Origin of the sequence: Bradyrhizobium sp. ORS 278, from assembly GCF_000026145.1 — a bacterium.
Lineage (GTDB): Bacteria > Pseudomonadota > Alphaproteobacteria > Rhizobiales > Xanthobacteraceae > Bradyrhizobium.
The window spans coordinates 5264306-5286563 of sequence record NC_009445.1; the positions used below are offsets into that span (position 1 = coordinate 5264306).

General features: G+C 66.8%; 17 protein-coding genes. 6 read left to right on the top strand and 11 right to left on the bottom strand.

Annotated features, from left to right (window positions below; translation table 11 throughout):
* Nucleotides 1–216 precede the first annotated feature (216 nt).
* Nucleotides 217–804, bottom strand: coding sequence for a YdcF family protein (locus tag BRADO_RS23560; protein WP_012028706.1), 588 nt, complete (start codon nucleotides 802–804; stop codon nucleotides 217–219).
* Nucleotides 805–892: 88 nt separating this feature from the next.
* Nucleotides 893–1483 carry a hypothetical protein gene (locus BRADO_RS23565; RefSeq protein ID WP_173363531.1) on the bottom strand — a complete coding sequence of 197 codons (591 nt, stop codon included), beginning with the start codon at nucleotides 1481–1483 and terminating at the stop codon, nucleotides 893–895.
* 48 nt (nucleotides 1484–1531) lie between these two features.
* On the opposite strand from BRADO_RS23565, the gene BRADO_RS23570 reads away from it, so the two are divergent.
* Nucleotides 1532–1963, top strand: coding sequence for a hypothetical protein (locus BRADO_RS23570; protein ID WP_012028708.1), 432 nt, complete (start codon nucleotides 1532–1534; stop codon nucleotides 1961–1963).
* Nucleotides 1964–2034: 71 nt separating this feature from the next.
* Here BRADO_RS23570 and BRADO_RS23575 read toward each other — a convergent pair whose 3' ends face one another.
* Nucleotides 2035–2541 (bottom strand): ferritin-like domain-containing protein, encoded by a 507-nt coding sequence (locus BRADO_RS23575; RefSeq protein WP_012028709.1) that lies wholly within the window; start codon nucleotides 2539–2541, stop codon nucleotides 2035–2037.
* A 394-nt stretch (nucleotides 2542–2935) separates the two neighbouring features.
* On the opposite strand from BRADO_RS23575, the gene BRADO_RS23580 reads away from it, so the two are divergent.
* Together BRADO_RS23580 and BRADO_RS23585 are read left to right on the top strand one after the other, a co-directional pair.
* Entirely contained in the window at nucleotides 2936–4027 is a 1092-nt protein-coding gene (locus tag BRADO_RS23580; RefSeq protein ID WP_012028710.1) for a YbhN family protein, read from the top strand.
* A 108-nt stretch (nucleotides 4028–4135) separates the two neighbouring features.
* On the top strand, nucleotides 4136–6085 hold the full coding sequence (locus BRADO_RS23585) for a hypothetical protein (RefSeq protein ID WP_041756851.1): 1950 nt from the start codon (nucleotides 4136–4138) through the stop codon (nucleotides 6083–6085).
* Between the two features lie 874 nt (nucleotides 6086–6959).
* Here the strand turns inward: BRADO_RS23585 and BRADO_RS23590 are convergent.
* A complete protein-coding gene (locus tag BRADO_RS23590; protein WP_041757693.1) occupies nucleotides 6960–7580 on the bottom strand; it encodes a DUF2147 domain-containing protein in 621 nt (206 codons plus the stop codon).
* Nucleotides 7581–7751: 171 nt separating this feature from the next.
* On the bottom strand, nucleotides 7752–8780 hold the full coding sequence (locus BRADO_RS23595; RefSeq protein ID WP_012028713.1) for an NAD(P)/FAD-dependent oxidoreductase: 1029 nt from the start codon (nucleotides 8778–8780) through the stop codon (nucleotides 7752–7754).
* A 176-nt stretch (nucleotides 8781–8956) separates the two neighbouring features.
* On the opposite strand from BRADO_RS23595, the gene BRADO_RS23600 reads away from it, so the two are divergent.
* Nucleotides 8957–9421, top strand: coding sequence for a thioesterase family protein (locus BRADO_RS23600; protein WP_012028714.1), 465 nt, complete (start codon nucleotides 8957–8959; stop codon nucleotides 9419–9421).
* Nucleotides 9422–9475: 54 nt separating this feature from the next.
* Here the strand turns inward: BRADO_RS23600 and BRADO_RS23605 are convergent, their stop codons facing one another.
* The gene (locus tag BRADO_RS23605) at nucleotides 9476–9796 is read right to left on the bottom strand and encodes a 2Fe-2S iron-sulfur cluster-binding protein (RefSeq protein WP_012028715.1); all 321 of its coding nucleotides are present in this window, start codon (nucleotides 9794–9796) and stop codon (nucleotides 9476–9478) included.
* 83 nt (nucleotides 9797–9879) lie between these two features.
* Entirely contained in the window at nucleotides 9880–10254 is a 375-nt protein-coding gene (locus tag BRADO_RS23610) for an Hpt domain-containing protein (protein ID WP_041756853.1), read from the bottom strand.
* A gap of 385 nt (nucleotides 10255–10639) precedes the next feature.
* Here BRADO_RS23610 and BRADO_RS23615 point away from each other — a divergent pair, with 385 nt between their 5' ends.
* The gene (locus tag BRADO_RS23615) at nucleotides 10640–16402 is read left to right on the top strand and encodes a methyl-accepting chemotaxis protein (protein ID WP_012028717.1); all 5763 of its coding nucleotides are present in this window, start codon (nucleotides 10640–10642) and stop codon (nucleotides 16400–16402) included.
* Between the two features lie 561 nt (nucleotides 16403–16963).
* Here the strand turns inward: BRADO_RS23615 and BRADO_RS23620 are convergent.
* From BRADO_RS23620 to BRADO_RS23630, 3 genes are all read right to left on the bottom strand, one after another.
* Nucleotides 16964–17845: an MlaD family protein gene (locus tag BRADO_RS23620; RefSeq protein ID WP_012028718.1), complete on the bottom strand. Its 882-nt coding sequence runs from the start codon at nucleotides 17843–17845 to the stop codon at nucleotides 16964–16966.
* Nucleotides 17846–17994: 149 nt separating this feature from the next.
* The gene (locus tag BRADO_RS23625; protein WP_008962303.1) at nucleotides 17995–18765 is read right to left on the bottom strand and encodes an ABC transporter ATP-binding protein; all 771 of its coding nucleotides are present in this window, start codon (nucleotides 18763–18765) and stop codon (nucleotides 17995–17997) included.
* A 6-nt stretch (nucleotides 18766–18771) separates the two neighbouring features.
* Nucleotides 18772–19905, bottom strand: a complete 1134-nt coding sequence (locus BRADO_RS23630; RefSeq protein ID WP_012028719.1) for an ABC transporter permease — start codon at nucleotides 19903–19905, stop codon at nucleotides 18772–18774.
* Nucleotides 19906–20063: 158 nt separating this feature from the next.
* On the opposite strand from BRADO_RS23630, the gene dgcA reads away from it, so the two are divergent.
* Nucleotides 20064–21059: an N-acetyl-D-Glu racemase DgcA gene (gene dgcA, locus BRADO_RS23635; protein ID WP_012028720.1), complete on the top strand. Its 996-nt coding sequence runs from the start codon at nucleotides 20064–20066 to the stop codon at nucleotides 21057–21059.
* Here dgcA and BRADO_RS23640 read toward each other — a convergent pair.
* Nucleotides 21041–22228, bottom strand: a complete 1188-nt coding sequence (locus BRADO_RS23640) for an MFS transporter (RefSeq protein ID WP_012028721.1) — start codon at nucleotides 22226–22228, stop codon at nucleotides 21041–21043. The genes dgcA and BRADO_RS23640 overlap by 19 nt on opposite strands.
* Between the last annotated feature and the right edge of the window lie 30 nt (nucleotides 22229–22258).

Consider the following 22258-nt stretch of genomic DNA (forward strand, 5'->3'; position numbering starts at 1 on the left):
GGTGGGCAAAGGCGCGCCCAGATGTACTTTTTTAGTCCATGCTGCCTAATCGCGCCGTGCCCACCGTCTTGGGCGGATGGTGAAGCAGTGGGCACGCCATCGCGCGGCTTGCGCCGCACGATGTCTTTGCCCACCCTACGGACTTCGACTGAGCAAGCTCATTTACGCGATTTTGCTGAAGCAGCTAACTGCTTTTCACATCAACCGTCGCTCCGGTCACGGCCACTCCGCAACAAACCCCTTCGCCTTGTAGCTCTCGATCTTGTCCCATTCGTGCAGCACTCGGCGGCGATACTCCGGATGGATGTGCCACAAATGCCTTGGCACCCCAAACCCGTCGACCGTCAGCAGCATCTTCTCGACCTCGGGCCAGTGCCGCTGCACCGTCATGGCGTAGCGCCGCGCGGTCCAGCTGTTGCCGAGACAAATGAGACTCCGGACATTGGCGAGACCGAGCGCTGCGTCGATCACTGGCAGCGCGAACAGGACGTTCTCGCCGGTGTTCATGGCGCGATGCTCCTCGAGGATCCGCTCGGCCGGAATGCCGCGCCTGACCATCGCGGCCTTGATCAGCGCGCACTCCGACAAGACAGCCCCTGGCGTGACGCCGCCGCTGACGATGGCATGGCGGAAATAACCCTGCTGCCATAACCCAGCCGCGGTCTCGGCGCGCAGTTCCTCATCGACACGCGTGCCGAACACGAACAGGAGATCGGCCCGCCGCAGCGGCGTGTCGGCGAAATGCCGCGCGTTGATCGCGGCGATCTCGTCGGCATCGGGCAGACGGTTCGCGCAGTCCGGCATCAGATTTCTCCGAGAGCGGCAGCCTATCGTGGCATCACCAGAACCTGCCGCGCGGTCACTTTCGATCACCGATCATGTCGCCGCGTGATCACGGCAGCAGCACGACCGGGATCTCCGCGAACGTATAGCTGCGCGGCTGGTTGCGGGTGATGAAGCCGCCGACATACCAGGCGAACATCGCGGCGAAGCCGACCAGGAACAGCGCGCCGGTCCACTCGCGGATGAGCAGCGCCCGGACCAGAAGTCCGGCCATCGCCACGGCGAACAACGCGATCGCGGCGAGCGCCGCGCCATAGGTGAAGCGTCCCAGTCCGGCAGTCAGCCGCGCCGTGCTGCCGCTGGCGGCGAGCCGCGCGTGCAGGCCAATCACGAAGGCCCGATAGGCCTCGCTCTGCGGCGCCATCAGGGTCGCGGTCTGCCAGGAGGTCGAGACGACGCTGAGGCGGCGGCCGTCGCGATGGGTGATGTCGGCGCGGAAGCGCTTCGCCTGCATCGACACCGGCCGGAACGACAGCCCGACCGCGGCGATGTCGGCGTAAGACCAGAAGCCCGCACGGCCGGCGAACCGCCACGACAGGCCCTGCTCCGTCAGCTCGAACTGTTGCGCGGCCCCGATCAGCGACGCCTTGTAGGCGTAGCGGATGACGTGGTCGTCGGCTGTGGTGGCGTCGTCGGAAATGGCGCGGTCCTGTTGCGTGGTCCGCGCGCCTTATCCTACAAACGGGGCATGAGCGAAACGATCCATTTTCCCCGCCACCTGATCCTGGCCGGCGCGATGGCCGCCGGCATCCTGCTGGCGCTCGCCGTGCACATGCTCGGCGCCCGCTATGGGCTCGATCTCGGCGGCCTGTGGCAGAGCGACGGCGCGTTCATGCCGGCCGGCTCGGCGATCGCCTGGTGGCTGATCGCGACCGTCGGCTTCTCCTCCGGCTATTTCATCGCCAACATCATGCACAGCGCGGTCTCCGGCGAGATTCCGCAGCGCGCCCGCAACTTCCTGGTCGTGGTCGGCGTGCTGATGCTCGCCGGCATCGGCCAGGCGATCTCGGGCCCCAGCCCAGTGCCGTCGGCGGCCGGCGTGCTGGCGGGCCTCGCCGCGCTCTGCCTCGGCGCCCTCATGGCGTTCTGCGGCGCCAATTTCGCGCTGAGAAAGAGCTGAGCGCGTTGCTGGCATGAAAACGCCGCGCGGCAGACCCACGCGGCGTTTTGTCTCAGGCGAGACCAGTGCGGTCAGCTCGCGGCGCGCAGGTTGACGCTGGTTTCGGCGAGCTTGGTCAGCTTCATGTCGGTCGCCTTCTCCTCGTCGAGCGTCTTCTGCAGCAGAGCGGCGCAGTCGCTGCGGCCGAGCTGCTTGGCCCACGCGATCAGGCTGCCATAGCGGGTGATCTCGTAGTGCTCGGCGGCTTGGCCGGCATTGATCAGCGCCGCATCGAGCACGGTCTTGTCGGCCACCTCGCCGGCGACCTCCTCGGCCTCCTCGATGATGCCGTCGATCGCCGGGCAGTCGACTGCCTTGGGCGCGATGCCCTGCATCTCGAACACCTGCTCGAGCCGCTTCACATGCGTGCGGGTTTCCTCGAGATGGGTCAGAAAACCCTGCTTCAGCTGCTGATCGGTCGCCTTGTCGGCCATCTTGGGCAGCGCCTTGATGAGCTGGTTCTCGGCGTAATAGATGTCCTGCAGCTGGTGCACGAACAGGTCATTCATCGTCTTGATGTCTTTGGTGAACAGTCCCATGTGTCACACGTCCTTCCGGGGTTCGGAACATGGCGGGCCCCTCCCCGACCGCGTGCATGTCCATCGACGTCTTGCCTTGGGCTAACCGGCGGTCCGACCGGTTGTTCCGGAGCCGCGCCGCGAGCGCCGATCGGAACCCGGGCTGCGAGGGCACGTTCGTGATCGAACCGCGGGCGTAAGCTTTGGGACGAAACTGAGGCGGGACGCGGCGGTCCCAGCCATGTGACTGGAGTGTGACAGACCCGCACAGCGAACGCCGAGCTGCGTTGAGTCAAGGACTGCACAAGGCGCATGTTTTAGCTTAAGGAACAGGCTGTCACGGATTGCCCGCCCTCTTCGATCAGATGGTTTCGCCCTTTTTCCAAGATTTACTGCCGCCCCGCCGGGAGGATGAATGCAGCGCCTGCTGACCGCGCTCTCGCGTGGCTTCAAGAAATGGATCGGCTGGAAGCGGCTGGGGATTGCAGCAAGCCTTGCGATCATCGCCTTCGCGATCACCACGCTCGTCCGCACGCTGAAGGGCGTCGACGGCGGCGTGATCCTCTCCACGCTGACCGAGATCCCCCCCGGTCACATCGCGCTCGCGGCGTTGTGTGTGGTCGGCGCGTTCTGCACGCTGACCTTCTATGATTATTTTGCACTGCGAACGATCGGCAAGAAGCATGTGCCTTATCGCATTGCAGCGATGAGCGCCTTCACCAGCTATTCGATCGGCCACAACATCGGCGCCACGGTGTTCACCGGCGGCGCGATCCGCTTCCGGATCTATTCGGACTACGGCCTGTCGGCGATCGACGTCGCCAAGATCTGCTTCCTGTCCGGACTGACCTTCTGGCTGGGCAACCTCTTCGTGCTGGGTATCGGCATGACGTTGCACCCCGCCGCCGCCTCGACCATGGACCAATTGCCGCCGGCCGTGAACCAGCTGATCGCGATCGGCATCCTCGGGGCGATCTTCGCCTATCTGGGCTGGTTGTATGCCGGCAAGAACCGCCGCCAGCTCGGCCAGAACGGCTGGAAGGTGGTGCTCCCCTCCGCGCAACTGACGCTGGTGCAGATCCTGATCGGCGTCGTCGATCTCGGCTTCTGCGCGCTGGCGATGTATCTGCTGGTGCCGTCGAACCCGCCGATCGACTTTCTGTCGCTCTCGGTGGTGTTCATCCTGGCCACCCTGCTCGGCTTCGCCAGTCACGCGCCGGGCAGCCTCGGCGTGTTCGACGCCGCGATGCTGGTGGCGCTGCCGCAGTTCGGCCGCGAGCAGCTGGTGGCCACCCTGCTGGTGTTCCGCGTGCTGTATTTCGTGATCCCGTTCGCCATCGCGATCTCGATCATGGGCGTCCGGGAACTCTGGCTCAACGTCGTCAAGCCATGGCAGGAGCGGCGGCGGCTGCAGACGGCCGTCTCCGACGAGATCGCCGCCAAGCGTGCGGCGGCGACGGCGCGTGCCGCCGTCCCGCAGCGGATCAAGCGCCACTCGCAGGGTTGACTTGACGCTTTGAGCGAGAGCTGACAGCGGTGCGGTTGACCTGACCAGCCGCTCTCTTACTTCCGCCCCATCGCTCAATTGAATGCCTGGCGTATGAATCCTTGGCGTATGACCCGTATGTCTCTTCGTCCGATGCTTGCCGCCTGCGTGCTGGCCGGCCTGCTCTCCACGTTCGCGGCGCGTCCGGCTGCCGCCCAGTTCGGCACAGCCCCGCAGCTCCAGATCAGCTGGGAGGTTCGTAACCGCTTCCGGCTGTTTCGTGAGGAGCGCGACTTCCTCCTGCACGTCGAGAGCACCCGCGACCGCTCGATCCTGTCGGCCGAGCAGGCGCTGGCCGTGCAGAGCGACGGACGCGGCTGGGCCCGCAACATCGTCAACCGCCTGTGCATCGACCTCGCCGGCCGGGTCAACGAGCCCTGCACGCGCGACAACGTCAAGGAAAGCTATCTGACGCCGATCGACCATCCGGTCACGGTGCGCCTGACCGGACCGGTGCCGGTCGGCGCCACCTGCGCCTGGTCGTTCGACGACGGCGACGGGCCGCAGACCTCGACCTTCGACTGCGCCGAACCGGTGAACCTGCGGGTGCGCTATGGCCGCCAGACCGTCGCCACCGTCGATGTCACGAGCCCCGACGGCACGCGGCAGGTCTCGACCGGCATTCAGGTCCGCGACGTGCTGATTGCCGGCCTCGGCGACAGCATCGCCTCCGGCGAAGGCAATCCGGACCGGCCGGTCGCGCTCGCCGATGACGGCTTCTGCTTCCGCTCCTATCTCGGCGGGCCGAGCGGCCAGTATTATCGGCCGAGCCGCGCCGGCTTCAAAGGCGGCCGGGCTTGCGAAGCCCCGGACACGCTGCAGAACTGGCAGAAGCAGAGCGCCGTCTGGTTGAACGCCGCCTGTCACCGCTCGCTGTACAGCTATCAGACCCGCACGGCGCTGGCGCTCGCCGTGCGCTATCCGCATGTCGCGGTGACCTATCTGCCGCTCGCCTGCACCGGCGCGACCATCGCCGACGGCCTGTTCGGCAGCCAGCGCGCCCGCGAATGCACGCCGGGCCGATCGCTTGCGACCTGTGCCGGCGGCGTCAACGGCCAGCTCGGCGAATTGCGCGAGGCGCTGACCGCCGCCCAGCGCCGCCAGCCGGATCGCCGGCTCGATCTGGTGCTGCTGTCGATCGGCGCCAATGACATCAACTTCTCCGGTCTCGTCGCCGACGTCATCGTCGACACGCCGACCGAGCGCACGCTGTTCAAGCGCTCCGGCGTGATCGGCTCGGTCGACGAGTCGCGCGGCGAGCTCGCGCGCGACCTGCCGCGTGGCTTCGCCAAGCTGCGCGATGCGCTGAGGCCGCTGGTCGGCGATCTCTCGCGCGTGATCTACACGTCCTACGGCAACCCGGCGCTGAGCGGCCCCGGCACGCCCTGCCCTGGCGGTCCGGCCGGATTCGAGGTGCATCCCGCCTTCAATGCCAATCCACAGCGGCTCGCCAATGTCGCGGGCTTCGTCGAGAATGAATTCCTGCCTGCCCTGCGCGGGCTCGCGCAATGCACCGCCGGCGTGCTGTGCCGTGATCCGCGCAGCGAACGAATGACCTTCGTCGACGCGCATCAGCCGGCGTTCGCGCAGCACGGCTTCTGCGCGCGCTCGCCGCAGGATCCGCCGTTCGACCGCGAATGCTTCGCCTCCAATGGCGAGAGCTTCGATTCCAACATCGTCTCCGCCGCCAACCAGCCGCTGCTGTGCGGCCGCGGCGCCAGCGAATACCGTCCCTATCTGCCGCGCGCGCGCTGGATCCGCGACGCCAATGACAGCTACTTCTCGGCGATGACCTATCCACAGGGCCTGCCGGCCGCGATGCAGCCCGCCGACATCCACGATGCGAGCTGGGGCGTGCTGTCCGCGGTGTATGGCGGCGCGGTGCATCCGACGGCGGAAGGCCATGCGGCGATGGCCGACGCGGCGTTCCCCGCCGCCGCCGAGGTGCTCAACCTCGATGCCGCCGAACCCAGCATCGCAAGCCAACCGCTGCCGCCGAGCGGCGGCGCGCAGCAATAGCTGCCGTCGTCGCCCCCCGGCGCTGTGGCATTGGCGATCGGGCTTTGCGCCGTCACTCGCCACGTCGTCATGGCCGGGCTTGTCCCGGCCATCCACGTCGGTCGGCATGCTGAGAACGACGTGGATGCCCGGAACAAGCCCGGGCATGACGGAGTAACTAATCGGCGCAGTCGTTCGTCGCGATAGCTCAGCGTCTCCATATCGCGATAGCGCTGCGCCGCCTGGACCGAGTCGCACGTCGGTCAGCCGACGACGTCAACGAGGAGGCTGCGAGCGTAGCGCGACGTGGTCGCAGAACACGAAATTCTTCAGCGGCGTCAGGCCGATCGCTCCGTCCAGCCCTGCCGAGCGAAATTTTCAGTTTCTTTTTTACAGAAATCATGCTCTCATGACGCATCCCGTGCTCATGAGAGGGGCGGTTCGCGGTCGTCACGAGCGTGGAGCGCGGGTTGCGGTGGGCGCCACCGGTCGCAGCGTGAATGATCATGCCGACGAACGAACGGCGGCGCACGGTGAAGTCGTATGGTCCTGGCATCCCGACGCTGGTGCCAAGCGGGTGGTGATGATCCATCCGTGACGGGGGCAAGACAGCCCGGTCCCCGGGGAGAGTACGTATGATCCGTCAAGCTATCGCGCAGGGAATGCCGGTTGACCGGCTGAACCTGTGGTGACTGCCGCCTGCTTATCTTGTTGCAGGCGGGCCATGGGTGAGGCCCTCACCCGGCATTCCCTGCGCCCTCTTGCTCGAAGAGGGTCGCTCTCACATGACAAAACTCGGACGCCATGCGCCGCGAGATCGCGACACCATGTCATGCGGCAGAACGTTACGACGCGAAAAGACTGCGCGTGAGACGCTCGTCACGCGCGTGGCCAACTACTTCACCGGCGCCGGCTTCTTCATCATCGGGGGTGCCTGCTTGGTCGTCGGCGGAGCGGTGGCGGTGGTCGCCTGGGCGGGGAGATATTTGGCGAGGATCGCGGGATCGATCTGCGCCATGTTGGTATCCGGCAGGCGGGTCCAGGTCTCGTCCTTGCCGAACAGCGAGATGCCGAGATAGCCGTGCAGGATCAGCGACTGCCCGTCCGGCGTGACCCGCATGTTGGCCTTCCAGATGTTACCGTCGCGCGGGTTGAGAACGTTGCCGCCCTCATATTTCAGTCCCTCGCGCTTCATGTCGCGCACGAAGGAAATGCCGACGATGGGCGCGTTCTTGCGGTCGTCGGTGCACTTCGAGCAGACCTCGTTGGGATTGTCGCCGGGCCGCGGAAACGTCTTGGCGATCACGCCTTCGAACACGCCGTCGTGGTCGATGAAGAGAAACCAGCCGACCGGGCGGCCATCCTCGACCTTCTGCCACAGCCCGGCGGCAGTCGGCTCTGCCGCCAGCGCCGGCCGCGTCGGCAGCGCGCCGGCGGCAACGAGCGCGCCGAGCGCGCCGAGCGCGAGCGTCGTTGCAGCAGGCACCAGCCGAAGTCGGGGAAACGCGTTGCGCATCATCATCTCACCTTGACCAAGTCAAAAAATGAATGGCCGAACAGTACGGCCGTTTCGTGCATCGTTCCAGCCCATAACAGGTCTGGCGCGCCGGTGAAACCGGCACGCGCAGGAAACATTTCTTCACATTTGAGTTGGTCCGACGGCGTCAGGTTCCACCGTGTGAGCAAATTAGTTCACGCCGAGCTTCTTCTGCAGACTCGACGACGAGGTCGTGTACTGGAACACCAGCCGCTTCTCCGGATACACGTAGCGGTGCGCCTTCTGCGCCATCAGCGCGCCCTCATGGAAGCCGCACAGGATCAGCTTGATCTTGCCCGGATAGGTGTTGATGTCGCCGATCGCGAAGATGCCGGGCACCGACGTCTCGAACGCCGAGGTCTCGACCGGGATCAGATTGTGCTCGAGCGCAATGCCCCAATCGGCGACCGGACCTAGCTTCATCGTCAGGCCGAAGAACGGCAGCATCATCTCGCAGGGGATGGTCTCGACCGCGTTGTCGTTGCCCTTGATCGTCGCAGCCGACAACTGACCGTTCGTCCCTTCCAACGCCGTCACCTGCCCGATGCGCAGATCCATCTTGCCGGAGGCGACGAGCGCACGCATCTGCTCCACGCTGTGAGGCGCGGCGCGGAAATCGTCGCGGCGATGGATCAGCGCGATGCGCTTGGCGATCGGATGCAGGTTGAGCGTCCAGTCGAGCGCGGAGTCGCCGCCGCCGACGATGACGACGTTCTTGCCGCGGAACTGCTCCATCTTGCGCACGGCGTAGAACACCGAGGTGCCCTCATAGGCTTCGATGCCCGGCACCGGCGGACGCTTCGGCTGGAACGAGCCGCCGCCGGCGGCGATCACCACGACCTTGCACTCGAACACCTTGCCGGCATCGGTGGTGACACGGAAACCGGGATCGCCGATCTTCTCGACATTGGAGACCATCTCGCCGAGATGGAAGGTCGGGCTGAACGGCTTGATCTGTTCCATCAGCTGATCGGTCAGGCCCTGCCCCGTCACCATCGGCACGCCGGGAATGTCGTAGATCGGCTTCTCCGGATAGAGCTCGGCGCACTGTCCGCCGACCTTGTCGAGGATGTCGATCAGATGTGCCTTGATGTCGAGCAGCCCCAGTTCAAACACGGCAAACAGTCCGCAGGGGCCCGCGCCAATGATCAGCACATCGGTCTTGATCGCTTCACTCATGTCGCTCTTCTCGTTGGAGGCGCCGCTCGAAGGCTGGCGGCAGATGGCGGTTCCGAATTTGTAGCCAACGGGACGGTCGCAGGGAAGGCACAAAAGCCGCTCTCCGCGGCGCCCGCCGCTTGCAGCATGTGGTCTAGCGAGGTTTGAAGGGAAGACGGAATGATGGAGATCAATCGGTGACAGAGACGGCCCGCCACGACCACGCGCCACGGCTCGAGGACTTCCCCTACCGCCTCACGGACAATGTGCGCTTCGGCGACCTCGACCCCAACCAGCACGTCAACAACGCCGTCTACGCGACCTATTTCGAGACCGGGCGGGTGACGCTGATGAAGGATCCGCGCCACGGCCTGCTGCAGGACGGACTGGCCTGGATCATGGTGCGGCTCGACATGCACTTCCGCGCCGAGCTGCGCTGGCCGGGCACGATCGAACTCGGTCTGGGCGTGGTGAAGCTGGGGCGGACGTCGGTGACCTGCGAACAGGTCGTGTTCTCCGACGGCCTGTGCGCGGCCTCGGCCACCGCCGTGATGGTCCTGATCGACGAGGTGACGCGCAAGCCGGCGCCGCTGACGCCGCAGATCATGGCGGCTTTGAAGCCGTGGGCGCGCCGCGGTGTCTCGATCGCGCCCCCGGCCTGAGGCCGGGCGGCGACAAGGGGAGGTGCCGTGAGGAAAGATCCCGAAGACGGGAGATCAGGCCTGGCGCTCGGGTGTTGCAACAACGAGGCCGTCGAGCTCGTCGGAGACCTTGATCTGGCAGGCAAGGCGCGAGTTCGGCCGCACATCGTAGCCGAAGTCGAGCATGTCCTCTTCCATCGGGGTCGGCGGGCCGACCTTCTCGCGCCAGGCTTCGTCGACATAGACATGGCAGGTCGCGCAGGCGCAGGCGCCGCCACATTCGGCTTCGATGCCCGGAATGGCGTTGCGGATCGCCGCTTCCATCACGGTCGCGCCGTTCTCGATGTCAACGGTTCGGGATTCGCCGGTGTGGTCGACAAAGGTGATCTTGGCCATGTGTGCTCGTGCTGCGCAGGGAATGAGGTCGGGCTGTCCTATAACGGACCGCTCTGCTCTGCGCTAGTGCCGCGGCCGGCCGCTCAGGCGGCGCCGAGCATGTCCGAGATGGCCGCGCGGGCCTGCGCGACGGAGGTCGCCAGCCAGGCCAGCGCATCGGCCGGATCGCCCGCCCGCAGCGCCGCTTCGAGGCCTTCGGCGGCGTCCGCGACATCGAGCGCGCCGATCGCCCGGGCGGAGCCCTTCAGCGTATGGGCGACGGTCGCGGCGTCCTCCGGCATCACCTGCAGCCGCTCCAGCAGCCGGACCGCCTGGGTGGAGAACATCTCGAGCACCTCGCGCTCCAGAGCTTCGTCGCCGAGCGTCATGCGCCGGAGAAGGTCGAGGCTGATCGGCCCGTCATCTGGAACCAGCGGCGGCGAGGGCATCCATTCGATCCGTGACAGGTCGGGAGTCATGGCGGTCATCCGGTCCGACGGGCACGCTCCGCGCGCCCCTGTGGTCACCCAAGCACGACAATGGTTAATGTATGGTTAGCGCCCGATTGCCGCGGGTTTGCCGCGATTTCGGCCCGGCTCTGCCCCAATCGCGGCCGAAACCGGAATTCGCAGAACTTCTAGTGTGTTAACGGCGGCTGCTGTTAACGATGATTAAGAATCTCTTAACCACGGCCATTTCTTTCAACTGGCACAGCCAATAGGATGATGCCCGGATGGAGTGGGTCACCCGGCGGAATTTGCCACCCCTGGTGCCTGCAAGGGATGACGTCCGGTTCGAGCGCGGCGAGGGGGTACTCGTACGCGGCTTGCCGGAACGAAATTAAGACGAGGGCTCGGACTCAACATGGCGAACACCCCCAAAAAGGTCAAAGACCCGACTGAAGTTGCGCTGTCCGCCATTCAGGAGGCTTTGAACATCAGCGATACGTCCGCGCCCCCGGACTTGCAGGGCCCGGTCCACGCTGACGGGGCGCCGCCGGTCATGCCGTCCGGCGGATCGGCGTTCGATTCGTTCGACACCCGTCCCGGCATCGACAACCGCAGCCTCGACGAGATCGAGCCGCCGCCGCTCGCCAAGCGCCGCCCGGCCAATGATGATCGCGAGACCATCGGCCAGTTGCTGCAGGCGATCCAGAAGGGCCGCCCGTCGCGCGGCGTCTACACGCTGGCAACCGTCTTTGCGGGAATCTGGATCGTCGGCTGCGTGCTGCTGACAATCGGGTTCCTGCCCGCACTGCAGGCCCTGATCGGCCAGAGTGGCGGCGTGCTGGTGCTCGCCGGCCTGGCCGCTGTGTTCTTCGCGCCTGTTCTCCTGTTCTATTTCCTCGCCAGCCTCGCCTGGCGCGGCCAGGAGCTGCGCATGATCGCGCAGTCGATGGCCCAGGTCGCGATCAGGTTCTCGGAGCCGGAAGGCGCCGTCAGCGATTCCATCGTCACCGTCGGCCAGGCGATCCGTCGCGAGGTCGCGGCGATGGGCGACGGCGTCGAGCGCGCGATCGCGCGCGCGGGCGAGCTCGAGATGCTGGTCGCCAACGAGGTCGCGGCGCTCGAGCGCGCCTACAGCGACAACGAGGTGCGCATCCGCGCCCTGCTCCAGGACATCGCGCATCAGCGCGACAATCTGGTCGGCCAGGCCGAGCAGGTCCGCAGCGCCATCTCGGGCGTGCAGATCGACCTGCGCCACGACATCGCGCTGATCTCGGATGCGATCGCCTCGCGCGTCGACGAGGTCGCCAAGAGCATCACCGGCGCGCTGGAAGAGCGTGGCGCCCACATCACGGCCGCGCTCAGCAACGCCGGCGACAATATGATCCTCGCGCTCGGCGAGCGCGGCGGCGACTTGCTCGACCGTCTCGAGGAAGCGAGCGCCGAGACCACCCGCGCCGTGCTCGACGCCTCGGAGCGGCTGACCACCAGCCTGAACTTCAAGACCGGCCACGTCCATGACGAGTTCGCGGACCTCTCCGACCGCGTCCACGAAATGCTCAACGAGCGGATCGACCGCATCACCAGCGATTTCGAGCAGCGCACGGCGGCGATCGTCGACGGCATCTCGGTCCGCACCGAGCAGGTGCACGATTCGCTGAAGGCCTCCGGGGAATCCCTGCTGCTGGAGCTCGAGCTGCGCGGCGGCGACCTGGTCACCAAGATCGACGAGGCGAGCCAGCGCCTGTCCGGCCACATCGTCACCTCGGGCGAGAAGGCGAGCGAGTCGCTGGATGCGACCGTCACCTCGCTGGTCGCCAAGGTCGCCAGCCAGACCGAGAGCACGCACGACACGCTGTCGATGCAGATCAACGCCTTCGATGAGCTGGTGAAGAACCAGGGCACGGAGCTTGCCGAGCGCTTCGCCCGCGACAGCTCGACCCTGGGCGCGCTGATCACCCGCCACATCACCGAGTTCGACCGTACCGTGAAGACCTATGGCGGCGAGATCGTCGAGCGCATGGGCCAGCGGACTCAGGAGATCTCGGACAATCTCAAGACCTATGTCGACACCTTCGACTCGCGCCTGTCGTCGAACAGCGGCGAGATCACCGCGACGCTGGATCAACGGCTGAATCAGTTCGAGACCAATCTTCAGGCGCGTATCACCACCTTCGACTCCGCGTTCGATACGAAGATCAAGACCTTCGACGACACCGTCGAGAGCCGCCTGAAGACGCTGGAGGAGAACTTCGACAGCCGCGCGACCTCGGTCACCTCGACCATCGAGGGCCGGCTCGGCACGCTGTCGAACTCGCTGACCGACGGTGCGGCGCAGGTGCTGCACGCGATCGACTCGCGGCTCACGGTGCTGACGTCGTCGCTGACCGACGGCTCGGCGCAGGCGATCCAGTCGATCGACTCCCGCCTCAACATCCTGACCTCCTCGCTCACCGAAGGCACCGACAAGGCGCTGGAGGCGATCGATCAGCGCATCGTCAGTCTGTCGAACATCATCGATGGCCGCAGCTTCGAGCTGACCGAGGCCGTCACCGCGCGCTTCCAGGACATCCACCAGGGCATCGAGACGCGCGTCGGCTCGATCGCCACCGAGATCGACCATCGCGTGTCGCAATTCGAGGACCTGCTGGGCTCGCGCGTCGAGGCGGTCGCGGGCCGCATCGAGAGCAGCGGCCGCCAGGCCAGCGACGAACTGATGACGCGCGCCGAGCTGCTGTCGGCGAGCATCAAGTCGCATGTCGAGGATGCCGAGCGTTCGCTCACCACCCTCGTCGTCAACACCAGCGAGACCATCCAGACCGGCGCGCGGTCGGCGCAGCAGGCGTTGCTCAACGTGTCGACCGATGTCGGCTCGCAGCTGAAGAGCACCTCCGCCGAGGTCGAGCGCGCCCTCACCGGCGCTGGCAGCGCCGCGGCCAGCTCCATCCTGACCAGTGCCCGCGAGGCTCAGGCCACCCTGGTCACGGCATCGAGCGAGACGGCCGAGCAGATCAAGTCGCTCTCGGCCGATGTCGAGCGCACGCTGACGGCGGCAGGCTCGACCACCGCCGCCTCGATCCTCGCCGGCGCCCGCGAAGTCCAGAATACGCTCGTCTCCGCCTCGGCCGATGCGGCGACCCACGTGAAGTCGCTCGCCACCGATGTCGAGCAGGCGCTGACGGCGGCCGGCTCGGCCACCGCTGCCTCAATCCTCGCGGGCGCCCGCGAGGTGCAGAACACGCTGGTCTCGGCCTCCGCCAACGCCGCCGATCACGTGAAGTCGCTCGCCGCCGATGTGCAGCGCTCGCTGACCGCGGCCGGCACCGACACCGCCGAGACCATCACCTCCGGCGCGCGCCAGGCGCAGAGCGCCCTGCTCGCCGCCTCGCAGGAGGCCGCCGAACAGGTCAAGGCGCTCACGGTCGACGTGCAGCGCTCGCTGTCGATCGCCGGCACCACGACCGCGGAGTCGATCACCGGCGGCGCCCGCGAGGCGCAGAGCACGCTGATCAGCGCGTCCTCCGAGGCCGCCAATCACGTGAAGTCGCTGGCAGCGGACGTCGAGCGCACGCTCGCAGCCGTCGGCACCAACACTGCGGCGACCATCGTCGACAGCGCGCGCGATGTGCAATCCAAGCTGGTCACCGCCTCGACCGAGGCGGCCGACCACGTCAAGTCGCTGGCGATCGACGTCGAGCGGACGCTGGCCGCGGTCGGGACCACCACTGCCACCGTGATCATCGACAGCGCCCGCGAGGTCCAGTCGAAGCTGATCTCGAGCTCCACAGAAGCTGCCGAGCACGTCAAGTCGCTCGCGGTCGATGTCGAGCGGACGCTGTCCTCGGTCGGCGCCGATACCGCGAGCTCGATCCTCAACAGCGCGCGCCAGGCGCAGATGTCGCTGACGGCGACCTCCGCCGACACCGCGGCCAGCCTGGTCGGCAGCGCACGCGAGGCCCAGACCCTGCTGACGACGACCACGACCGAGACGGTCGCGGTGATCGTCGCCGGCGCCCGCGAGGCGCAGACCGTACTGACGGCGACATCGACCGACACCGCCGGCCAGCTCAAGGCGATCTCCTCGGAGATCGAGCGTTCGATCAACACCGTCGCGGCCAACACGACGGATGCGATCCAGAGCAGCGCGCTGAACGCACAGAGCGCGCTGGTCGCGGCCTCCAACGAGGTCTCGACGCGCGTGAAGTCGACCTCGACCGAGATCGAGCGCTCGGTGCTCGCGGCCGGCAACTCGTTCGGCTCGGCCATGACCGGCAAGACCGACGAGATCGTCACCTATGTGCAGCAGCAGAGCGAGCGGCTGTCGCAGATGCTCGACGGCAAGCGCGGCACCCTGGTCGAGACGCTCAACTCCAAGACCAACCAGCTCACGATCGAGATCGACCGCGTCACCACCGATGCGCTCAAGCAGATCGAGATGCGCGGCCAGGCCTTCGCCCAGACCGTCAATGGCAACGGCTCGGAGGTCGCGCGCACCATCACCTCGGCCGGCGAGCTGGCGACCACGGCGATCACCAAGTCGCTGAAGGATCTCGAGCAGGCCTCGCGCGCCGCGATCGAGCAGTCGCGCCAGGTCTCGGTGGCCGCGGTCACCGAGATGCAGGAGACGAGCAAGATCCTGCGCACCGACACCGTGGCTCTGTTCGAGCGCCTGCGCGAAGGCAACATCCTGCTGCAGGAGGTGCTGACCGGGGCGCACGACAACCTCAACTCGCTGGAGCGTGCGCTGGTCGCCCGCGTGGCCGATTTCGTCACCGCGATGAACGACGTGACGTCGCGCAACGGCACGGCGACGCAGACGCTGGAAGATCAGCTCAACGTCTTCAACGCCAAGACCTCGCGCGCGCTGCAGGATCTCAGCTCGCTGTCGACGCAGTTTGATGCCCATGGCAAGGCCCTCATCGAGGCCGCCGCGATCGTCGAGCAGAGCAACCGCGATGCGACCGCCTCGATCTCGGATCGCAAGACGACGCTGGAATCGCTGGTCACCACCATCGACCTGCGCACCGCCGATCTCGACCAGCGCCTGACGCGCTTCACCACCCTGCTCGACGAGTCGCTCGCGGCCGCCGAGGAGCGCGCGCGCGACATCGCCCGCGTCGTGGCGGAGACGGCCGGCGCCGGCTCGACGGCGCTCAGCCGCCAGTTCGAGGCGATCCGCACCAATGCCGAGGAGGAGCGCCGCCTCACCACCGCGCAGATGCAGGAGATCTACCAGCAGAGCACGCAGGAAGCCGATGCGATGTTCAAGCAGTCGGCGGACAAGTTCGCTTCGCTGGTGTCGAGCATGAAGCAGATGACCTCCGAGATGCATCGCGAACTCGAGGCGACGCGCAACGAACTGCGACGCGGCGTGCTGGAGATGCCGCAGGAGGCGGCCGAGAGCACGGCGCAGATGCGCAAGGTCATCGTCGACCAGATCGAGGCGCTGGCCGAGCTCAACCGCATCGTCGCGCATCATGGCCGTGGCCTCGACGTCGTCAGCACGTCGCGTCCGGTCGCAGCGCCCGCAGCCGTGATCCGCCAGGAGGAGCCGGTCGTGCCGGTGGTGGCAGCTGCCGCCGTCGGCGGCCGTCCCGACATGCGCCTGCGGGAGTCCGCCGCGACCAGCGTCGCCAACCTGCCGCCGCCGGATCTCGGCATGCAGCCGCCCGCTCCGCCGCCGCCTCAGCCGCGCCGCGTCGAGGCGCCGCCGATGGGCCCGGTCGCCGACCAGCGCAGCGACAACTGGCTGTCCGATCTGCTCAACCGCGCCGACAGCACCGCCGCAGGGCCGCCGCAGCCGCCCGCGCAGCGTGGCCGCGGACCGGCGCAACAGCAGCCCGGCAATCCGCTGGAGTCGCTGTCGCTCGACATCGCCCGCCTGATGGACCGCACGCTCGCCGCCGAGATGTGGGACCGCTACCAGCGCGGCGAGACCAAGGCGTTCTCCAAGCGCCTCTACACGCCGGCCGGCCAGAAGGCGTTCGACGAGGTCGCCCGCAAATATCGCGCCGACCGCACCTTCAAGCAGACGGTCGACCGCTACATCACCGAGTTCGAGCGCCTGCTCGACGAGGTCGCCCGCGACGACCGCAACCCGCAGGCGCTGCGCGCGCAGCTGACCTCGGAGACGGGTTTGGTCTACACCCTGCTCGCCCATGCCGCCGGCCGGCTGGCGTGATGGAGGAGAAGGCGAATAGCGAATGATGATGGCGAGGAGCCAATCAGCGATCGACAAACGAACGGAGGCCGCAAGGCCTCCGTTCGCGTTTGAGGGGAGGAATGAAGGCTTCTTCGTTCGGCAAAGCCGGCCCCGCGCTCGCACGAGAGCACGAGAGCACGATGCGATTGCTTGGAAACGCATCATGCCCAGTTGATTATTGAGATGAGGTCGAGCGGCCACTCTGCGCGACGGCGCCAAACCTCGATGGCGTCGACGGCAAACGCCACGTGGATGGCCTGGACAAGCCCGGCCATGACGACGTGGAGAGTGACGAGCGCAAAACTCCGATCGAGCTATACGCCCTATCCCTCCAAGGGAGGGGGACGGCGGAGCCCACCCCAAGCTTGCGCAATTGCGAACGTCCGCGAGGCTGTTCGATGGCAGCAAGGCTGGCCGCGCACGATACCGCCGCTGGTCGGCGTCAGGGCAGACGAACCACCAGGATGCCAACGGCCACCGGCGCAGCAGCACGCCTTGTTCGCCCTATTCGCTACTCCCTATTCGCCATCCGCTCGCCCCTCACCGCCGCCCGCTCGCGGGAGCCGGTGCGGCGGCGGGCGCGGGCTGCGAGGCCTGGGCGTTGCTGGGACTGGAGTTGCTGGCGCCGAACAGGACGCGAGTGGGGTTGCGGTCGAAATTGTTCACCGCGCGGCTGATGTCGGACAGTGTCCGCCGGCCATCGGCCATCAGCGCGCCCGAGCGCTTGTCGAAATCCTCGGCGAGTTCGCGGATCGACTTCACCGTCAGGAACAGCTCACCGCCATCCTTGCCGCCGGCCAGCGTGTTGAGGCCGAGCATCAAGGTGTCCGCCTTGCCCATGATGCCGTCGACGCGGCTCATGACGCCGTCGATGCGCTCGGAGTTGCGGGCGAGCGACTGGGTGAAGACCTCGAGATTCTTGATCGAGTTCTTCACGGCCTCCTGATTGTCGGCCACCACCTTGTTGATGTTCTGCAGGGTGGCGCGAATCGCCTCGGTGACGTCCTGCAGCCGGGTCGGATCGGCGCGCAGCAGCGGCACGCCATCCTCATCGAGCGGCGGCGGCGGAGCCGCCTCCTCGCCGCCCTTCAGCGAGATCGCGGCCACGCCGGTGAGGCCCTGGAACTCCAGGCCGACCAAAGTGTCCTTGCGGATCGGCGCGTTGTTCTCGACCATCGCCAGCGCCACCACGCGACGCGGATTGTCGAGCTTCACCGAGATCACCTCACCGACCCGGATACCATTGAAATTGACGCTGCCGCCGTTGCGCAGTCCGGCCGCCGGCCCCTCGAACACGACGCGCAGCGGGCTGCGCTGCTTGGTCGTGTGCAGGCTCTGGAACCACAGGACGAACCCGACCGCCGCGGCAAGCACGGCCAGCGTGAACGATCCGATCAGGACGTAATTCGCCCGCGTTTCCATTACCAGCTCCGGTACCGGCACGCCGCAGAGACAGTCGTCCCCGCTTCCGTGCGCTCTCGGTTGGCGCCGAACTGCGGCACCCACCCCATCAGCTTTGTCGCGGGAGTCCCCACTCCCGCTCACAAAAATTCATCCCGGGGCGCTCAGCGCTACCCCATCACGGCGCGGGCACGTTTGCCGTGGAAATACTGCCGGAGCCAAGGATGCTCCGAGGCCTGCATGTCGGCCATCGATCCCGCGGCAATGATCTTGCCGTTGCCGAGCACCGCGATGCGGTCGCAGGCCGTGTAAAGACTATCGAGATCATGGGTTACCATGAAAACCGTCAGCCCCAAAGTCCGCTGCAAGGTGCGCACCAGCTCGTCGAAATCTCCGGCACCGATCGGGTCGAGGCCGGAGGTCGGCTCATCGAGAAAGACCAGCTCGGGATCAAGCGCGAGCGCCCGCGCCAAGGCGACGCGCTTGATCATGCCGCCAGAGAGTTCGCTCGGAAAACGATCCGCGACATCGGGCCGCAATCCGACCATCACCAGCTTGGCGACCATGATCTCGTCGAGCAGCCGCTGCGAGACCTTCAGATACTCCCGCACCGGGAACTGGATGTTCTGCCGCACCGTCAGCGAGGAGAACAAGGCGCCCTGCTGAAACAACACGCCCCATCGCCGCTCCACGGCGCGACGGCCGGCGCGGTCGGCGGCATCGAGATCGACACCGAACACCTCGATGTTCCCCGACAGCTTCGGCACGAGTCCGATGATGGTGCGGGTGAGCACCGACTTGCCCGCGCCGGACGGGCCGACGAAGCCGAGGATCTCGCCGCGCTTGACGTCGAGGTCGAGGCCATCGAGCACGCGCGTCTTGCCGAACTGCACGGTGACATCGCGCACGCGGATGATCGGATCGGACACGGCCTGGATCATCTCAGTTTACATCCCGACCGCGGCGAAGAAGATCGCGAACACGCCGTCCATCACGATGACGAAGAAGATGCCCTTCACGACCGACGAAGTTGTATGGCGCCCGAGCGATTCGGCGCTGCCCTCCACTGCCAGACCCTCTACGCAGGCAACGATGCCGATCACGGCCGCCATGACCGGCGCCTTGAGCAGGCCGACGGTGAAATGATCGATCGAGATCGCATCGCGCAGACGCAGCAGGAAAGCTTCGGGATCGACGCCGCCATAGAACCATGCCACCAGCCCGCCGCCATAGAGCGCGGCGATGTCGCCGAGGAAGGACAGGATCGGCAGCGCGATCACCAGCGCCAGCATGCGCGGCAGGATCAGCACCTCGATCGGATCGAAGCCCATGGTGCGCAGCGCATCGATCTCCTCACGCATCTTCATCGAGCCGAGCTCGGCGGTGTAGGCGCTGCCCGACCGGCCCGCGATCATGATCGCGACCAGCAGCACGCCGATCTCGCGCAGCACCAGCACGCCGAGCATGTCGACGACGAAGATGTCGGCGCCGAACCGGCGGAAATGGAAGATGCCCTGCTGGGCGATGATGCAGCCGATCAGGAACGTGATAAGGACGATGATGGGCACCGCCCGCCAGCACACCTGCTCCAGGTGATGAATGGTCGAGGTCAGCCGGAAGCTGCGCGGATGCACGAGCACGCGGCCACTGGCGACGATCACCGCGCCGAGCATGTCGATCAGCGCCGCGACCGTGCCCACGATGCCCGCGACGCTGCGGCCGATCTGCCCGAGCATGCCGGTGATGGTCACGTTGGTCGCATCGTCACCGGGGGCGAGGCTGACGCGGCGGACCTCATCCACCAGGCTCGCGTAGTTGGCGGACAGCCCGTCGATCCTGGCCTCGACCGTTCCGGTCGTGAAGCTGCGGCGCAGCCGCTCGATCAGCCAGGCGCCGAACGTGTCGAGCTTGGAGACCTGCGAGACGTCGATCGACACATTGCCGGACTTGCCGGCGAGCTTCTCGGCATCGGCGACCAGGCGTTCGAGCGCCGGCGCGAACGGCGCGGTCCAGGCGCCGGTCGCACGCAGCGCCAGCGCATTGCCTTCACCGCTGCGTTGCAGATCAGGGCTGCCCGTCACGACGACCAACCTCGGAGCTGCGGATATCCGCTCCTGGACGAGAACAATCCCACCGCGTCGCCACCACCTTGCCGGAGACCCCTATCAACAGCCATAGTCCCTGCCGTCGCGCAAGTCCCATGCGCCGCAATCCGGTTCACAAAGCGCCAGACTTTCAAATGACTTCCAACGGTTTTCCAATACTCGACGCCCAGATCGGCCACTGGCCGATCTCGGGCAGCTTCACGATCAGCCGCGGCGCCAAGACCGAAGCGGTGACGGTGATCGCGGAGCTTAGACAGGACGGCCTCGTTGGTCGCGGCGAATGCGTGCCCTACCCGCGCTATGGCGAAACACCCGAGGGGGCGCTCGGCGCCCTGCTCGCGATGCGCGACGCCATCGCGTCCGGTCTCGGTCGCGACGCGCTGCAGACGGCGATGCCGCCCGGCGCCGCACGCAATGCGCTGGATTGCGCGCTGCTCGATTTGGAGGCTAAGCGCAGCGGCCGGCGCATCTGGGACCTGCTCGGTCGCCGCGCCCCAGAGCCGTGCGTGACCGCCTACACGATCTCACTCGCCGCGCCCGACATCATGGCCAAGGCCGCAGCCAAGGCGGCGCACCGGCCGCTGCTCAAGATCAAGCTCGGCGGCGACGGCGATCCGGCGCGGATCGCGGCGGTGCGCGGGGCCGCGCCGCAGTCGCAGCTGATCGTCGACGCCAATGAGTCCTGGACCGAGGCCAATCTCGAAATCAATCTCGCAGCATGCGCCGAGGCCGGCGTGACCCTGGTCGAGCAGCCGCTCCCCGCCGGAAGGGACGAGGCGCTTGCCAGGATGGCGCGCCCGCTCGCGGTCTGCGCCGACGAGAGCGTGCACGACCGCAATTCGCTCGACGGCTTGCGTGGGCGTTACGACGCGGTCAATATCAAGCTCGACAAGACTGGGGGCCTGACCGAGGCGCTGGCGATGGCCGACGCCGCCCGCACGCTGGGCTTCGACATCATGGTCGGCTGCATGGTGGGGACATCGCTCTCGATGGCGCCGGCCATGCTGCTGACGCCGCTCGCCCGCTATGTCGACCTCGACGGGCCGCTGCTGCTCGCCGAGGACTGCCCGCACGGGCTCTACTACGAGGACAGCCTGGTCTACCCGCCCGATCAGGCCCTGTGGGGCTGAGGCGACAGCCCGGCACGCGCAAGCCACATCAGCGCGCCGCCGAGACCGGCCATCACGGCCATGACGTAGTAGACGCCCGGTCCATAGGCCGCGTAGAGCGGTCCCGACAGGATCGAGGCCGCCGAGCCGACGACGCCGCTTGCAGCGGAGTAATAGCCCTGCCCGCGCGCGGTCAGATGCGCCGGCACCTCGCGGACCAGCAGCCCCATCGTGCCGACAAGCGTGAGCCCGAAGGTGAAGCCATGACTGATCTGGACCGCCGCGAGGCCTGCCGCGTGCGGCTCCTGGGCCGTCAGCGTCCAGCGCAGCACCGCGGCGATGGCGCCGATGACAACGAGGATGGCCGGCGAGAGCGTGAACCGGGGTGACAGCGCGAACACCACGATCTCGGCGAGCACGCCCATGGTCCACAGCCATGCAATGGTAAGTCCGGTCAGACCCTGCGCCTTCCATTCGATGGCGGAAAAAGTGTAGTAGGCGGCGTGGCTGCCCTGGATCAGCGCCGACGCTGCGATGATGCACAGGAAACGCGGACTGCCGAGCAGGCTGCGGCCATCCTGCGCCGGGCCCGTGCTGCGCGGCAACGGCGGCAGCGGCTGCAGCAGTAGTCCGCTCGCGGCGCCACAGAGCGCCAGCGCGACGATGATCCAGACCAGCTGCGGCGCCGGAACGATGTCGGCGAGGCCGCCGCACAGCAAGGTCCCGACGATGAAGGCGGCCGATCCCCAGAGCCGCAGGCGGCCGTAGTTCAGGCCATAGCTCATCACGCCGCGCAGCGCGTAGGCATCCGTCAGCGGCACGACCGGCGTCCACAGACTACAAAGCCCGACATAGACGAGAAAGACCACCCAGGGCTGATGTTGGAGGGCGAGAACAGCAAAGCCTGACGCAGTTGCGAACGTCGTCAGCCGCAGCGCGCCGCGCAAAGCGTGCCGGCGCTCGGCAAGCGCGGTGATCAGCGGCAGGACGGTGAAACGGGTGACGGCTGGAACCGCGATGATGATGCCGATCCATGAGGCATCAAGCCCGATCGCCCGTAGCCACACGGGAAAAAACGGGAGATGCGTGCCCGACAGCGCGAAGACGGCGCCATAGAACAGCCCCAACCTCCCCGCGAATCGACGCGACAATACCGGCGATGTGGTGGAGATTTGTCGGGACAGTGGCATCAATTCAATTGCGATTCGGTCAATATCATG

Excerpts from the sequence above, each read along its gene's own strand:
- BRADO_RS23560 (WP_012028706.1), bottom strand. The coding sequence starts at position 804 with ATGCCGGACTGCGCGAACCGTCTGCCCGATGCCGACGAGATCGCCGCG.
- BRADO_RS23570 (WP_012028708.1), top strand. The coding sequence starts at position 1,532 with ATGAGCGAAACGATCCATTTTCCCCGCCACCTGATCCTGGCCGGCGCG.
- BRADO_RS23575 (WP_012028709.1), bottom strand. The coding sequence starts at position 2,541 with ATGGGACTGTTCACCAAAGACATCAAGACGATGAATGACCTGTTCGTG.
- BRADO_RS23580 (WP_012028710.1), top strand. The coding sequence starts at position 2,936 with ATGCAGCGCCTGCTGACCGCGCTCTCGCGTGGCTTCAAGAAATGGATC.
- BRADO_RS23585 (WP_041756851.1), top strand. The coding sequence starts at position 4,136 with ATGACCCGTATGTCTCTTCGTCCGATGCTTGCCGCCTGCGTGCTGGCC.
- BRADO_RS23590 (WP_041757693.1), bottom strand. The coding sequence starts at position 7,580 with ATGCGCAACGCGTTTCCCCGACTTCGGCTGGTGCCTGCTGCAACGACG.
- BRADO_RS23595 (WP_012028713.1), bottom strand. The coding sequence starts at position 8,780 with ATGAGTGAAGCGATCAAGACCGATGTGCTGATCATTGGCGCGGGCCCC.
- BRADO_RS23605 (WP_012028715.1), bottom strand. The coding sequence starts at position 9,796 with ATGGCCAAGATCACCTTTGTCGACCACACCGGCGAATCCCGAACCGTT.
- BRADO_RS23610 (WP_041756853.1), bottom strand. The coding sequence starts at position 10,254 with ATGACTCCCGACCTGTCACGGATCGAATGGATGCCCTCGCCGCCGCTG.
- BRADO_RS23615 (WP_012028717.1), top strand. The coding sequence starts at position 10,640 with ATGGCGAACACCCCCAAAAAGGTCAAAGACCCGACTGAAGTTGCGCTG.
- BRADO_RS23620 (WP_012028718.1), bottom strand. The coding sequence starts at position 17,845 with ATGGAAACGCGGGCGAATTACGTCCTGATCGGATCGTTCACGCTGGCC.
- BRADO_RS23625 (WP_008962303.1), bottom strand. The coding sequence starts at position 18,765 with ATGATCCAGGCCGTGTCCGATCCGATCATCCGCGTGCGCGATGTCACC.
- dgcA (WP_012028720.1), top strand. The coding sequence starts at position 20,064 with ATGACTTCCAACGGTTTTCCAATACTCGACGCCCAGATCGGCCACTGG.
- BRADO_RS23640 (WP_012028721.1), bottom strand. The coding sequence starts at position 22,228 with ATGCCACTGTCCCGACAAATCTCCACCACATCGCCGGTATTGTCGCGT.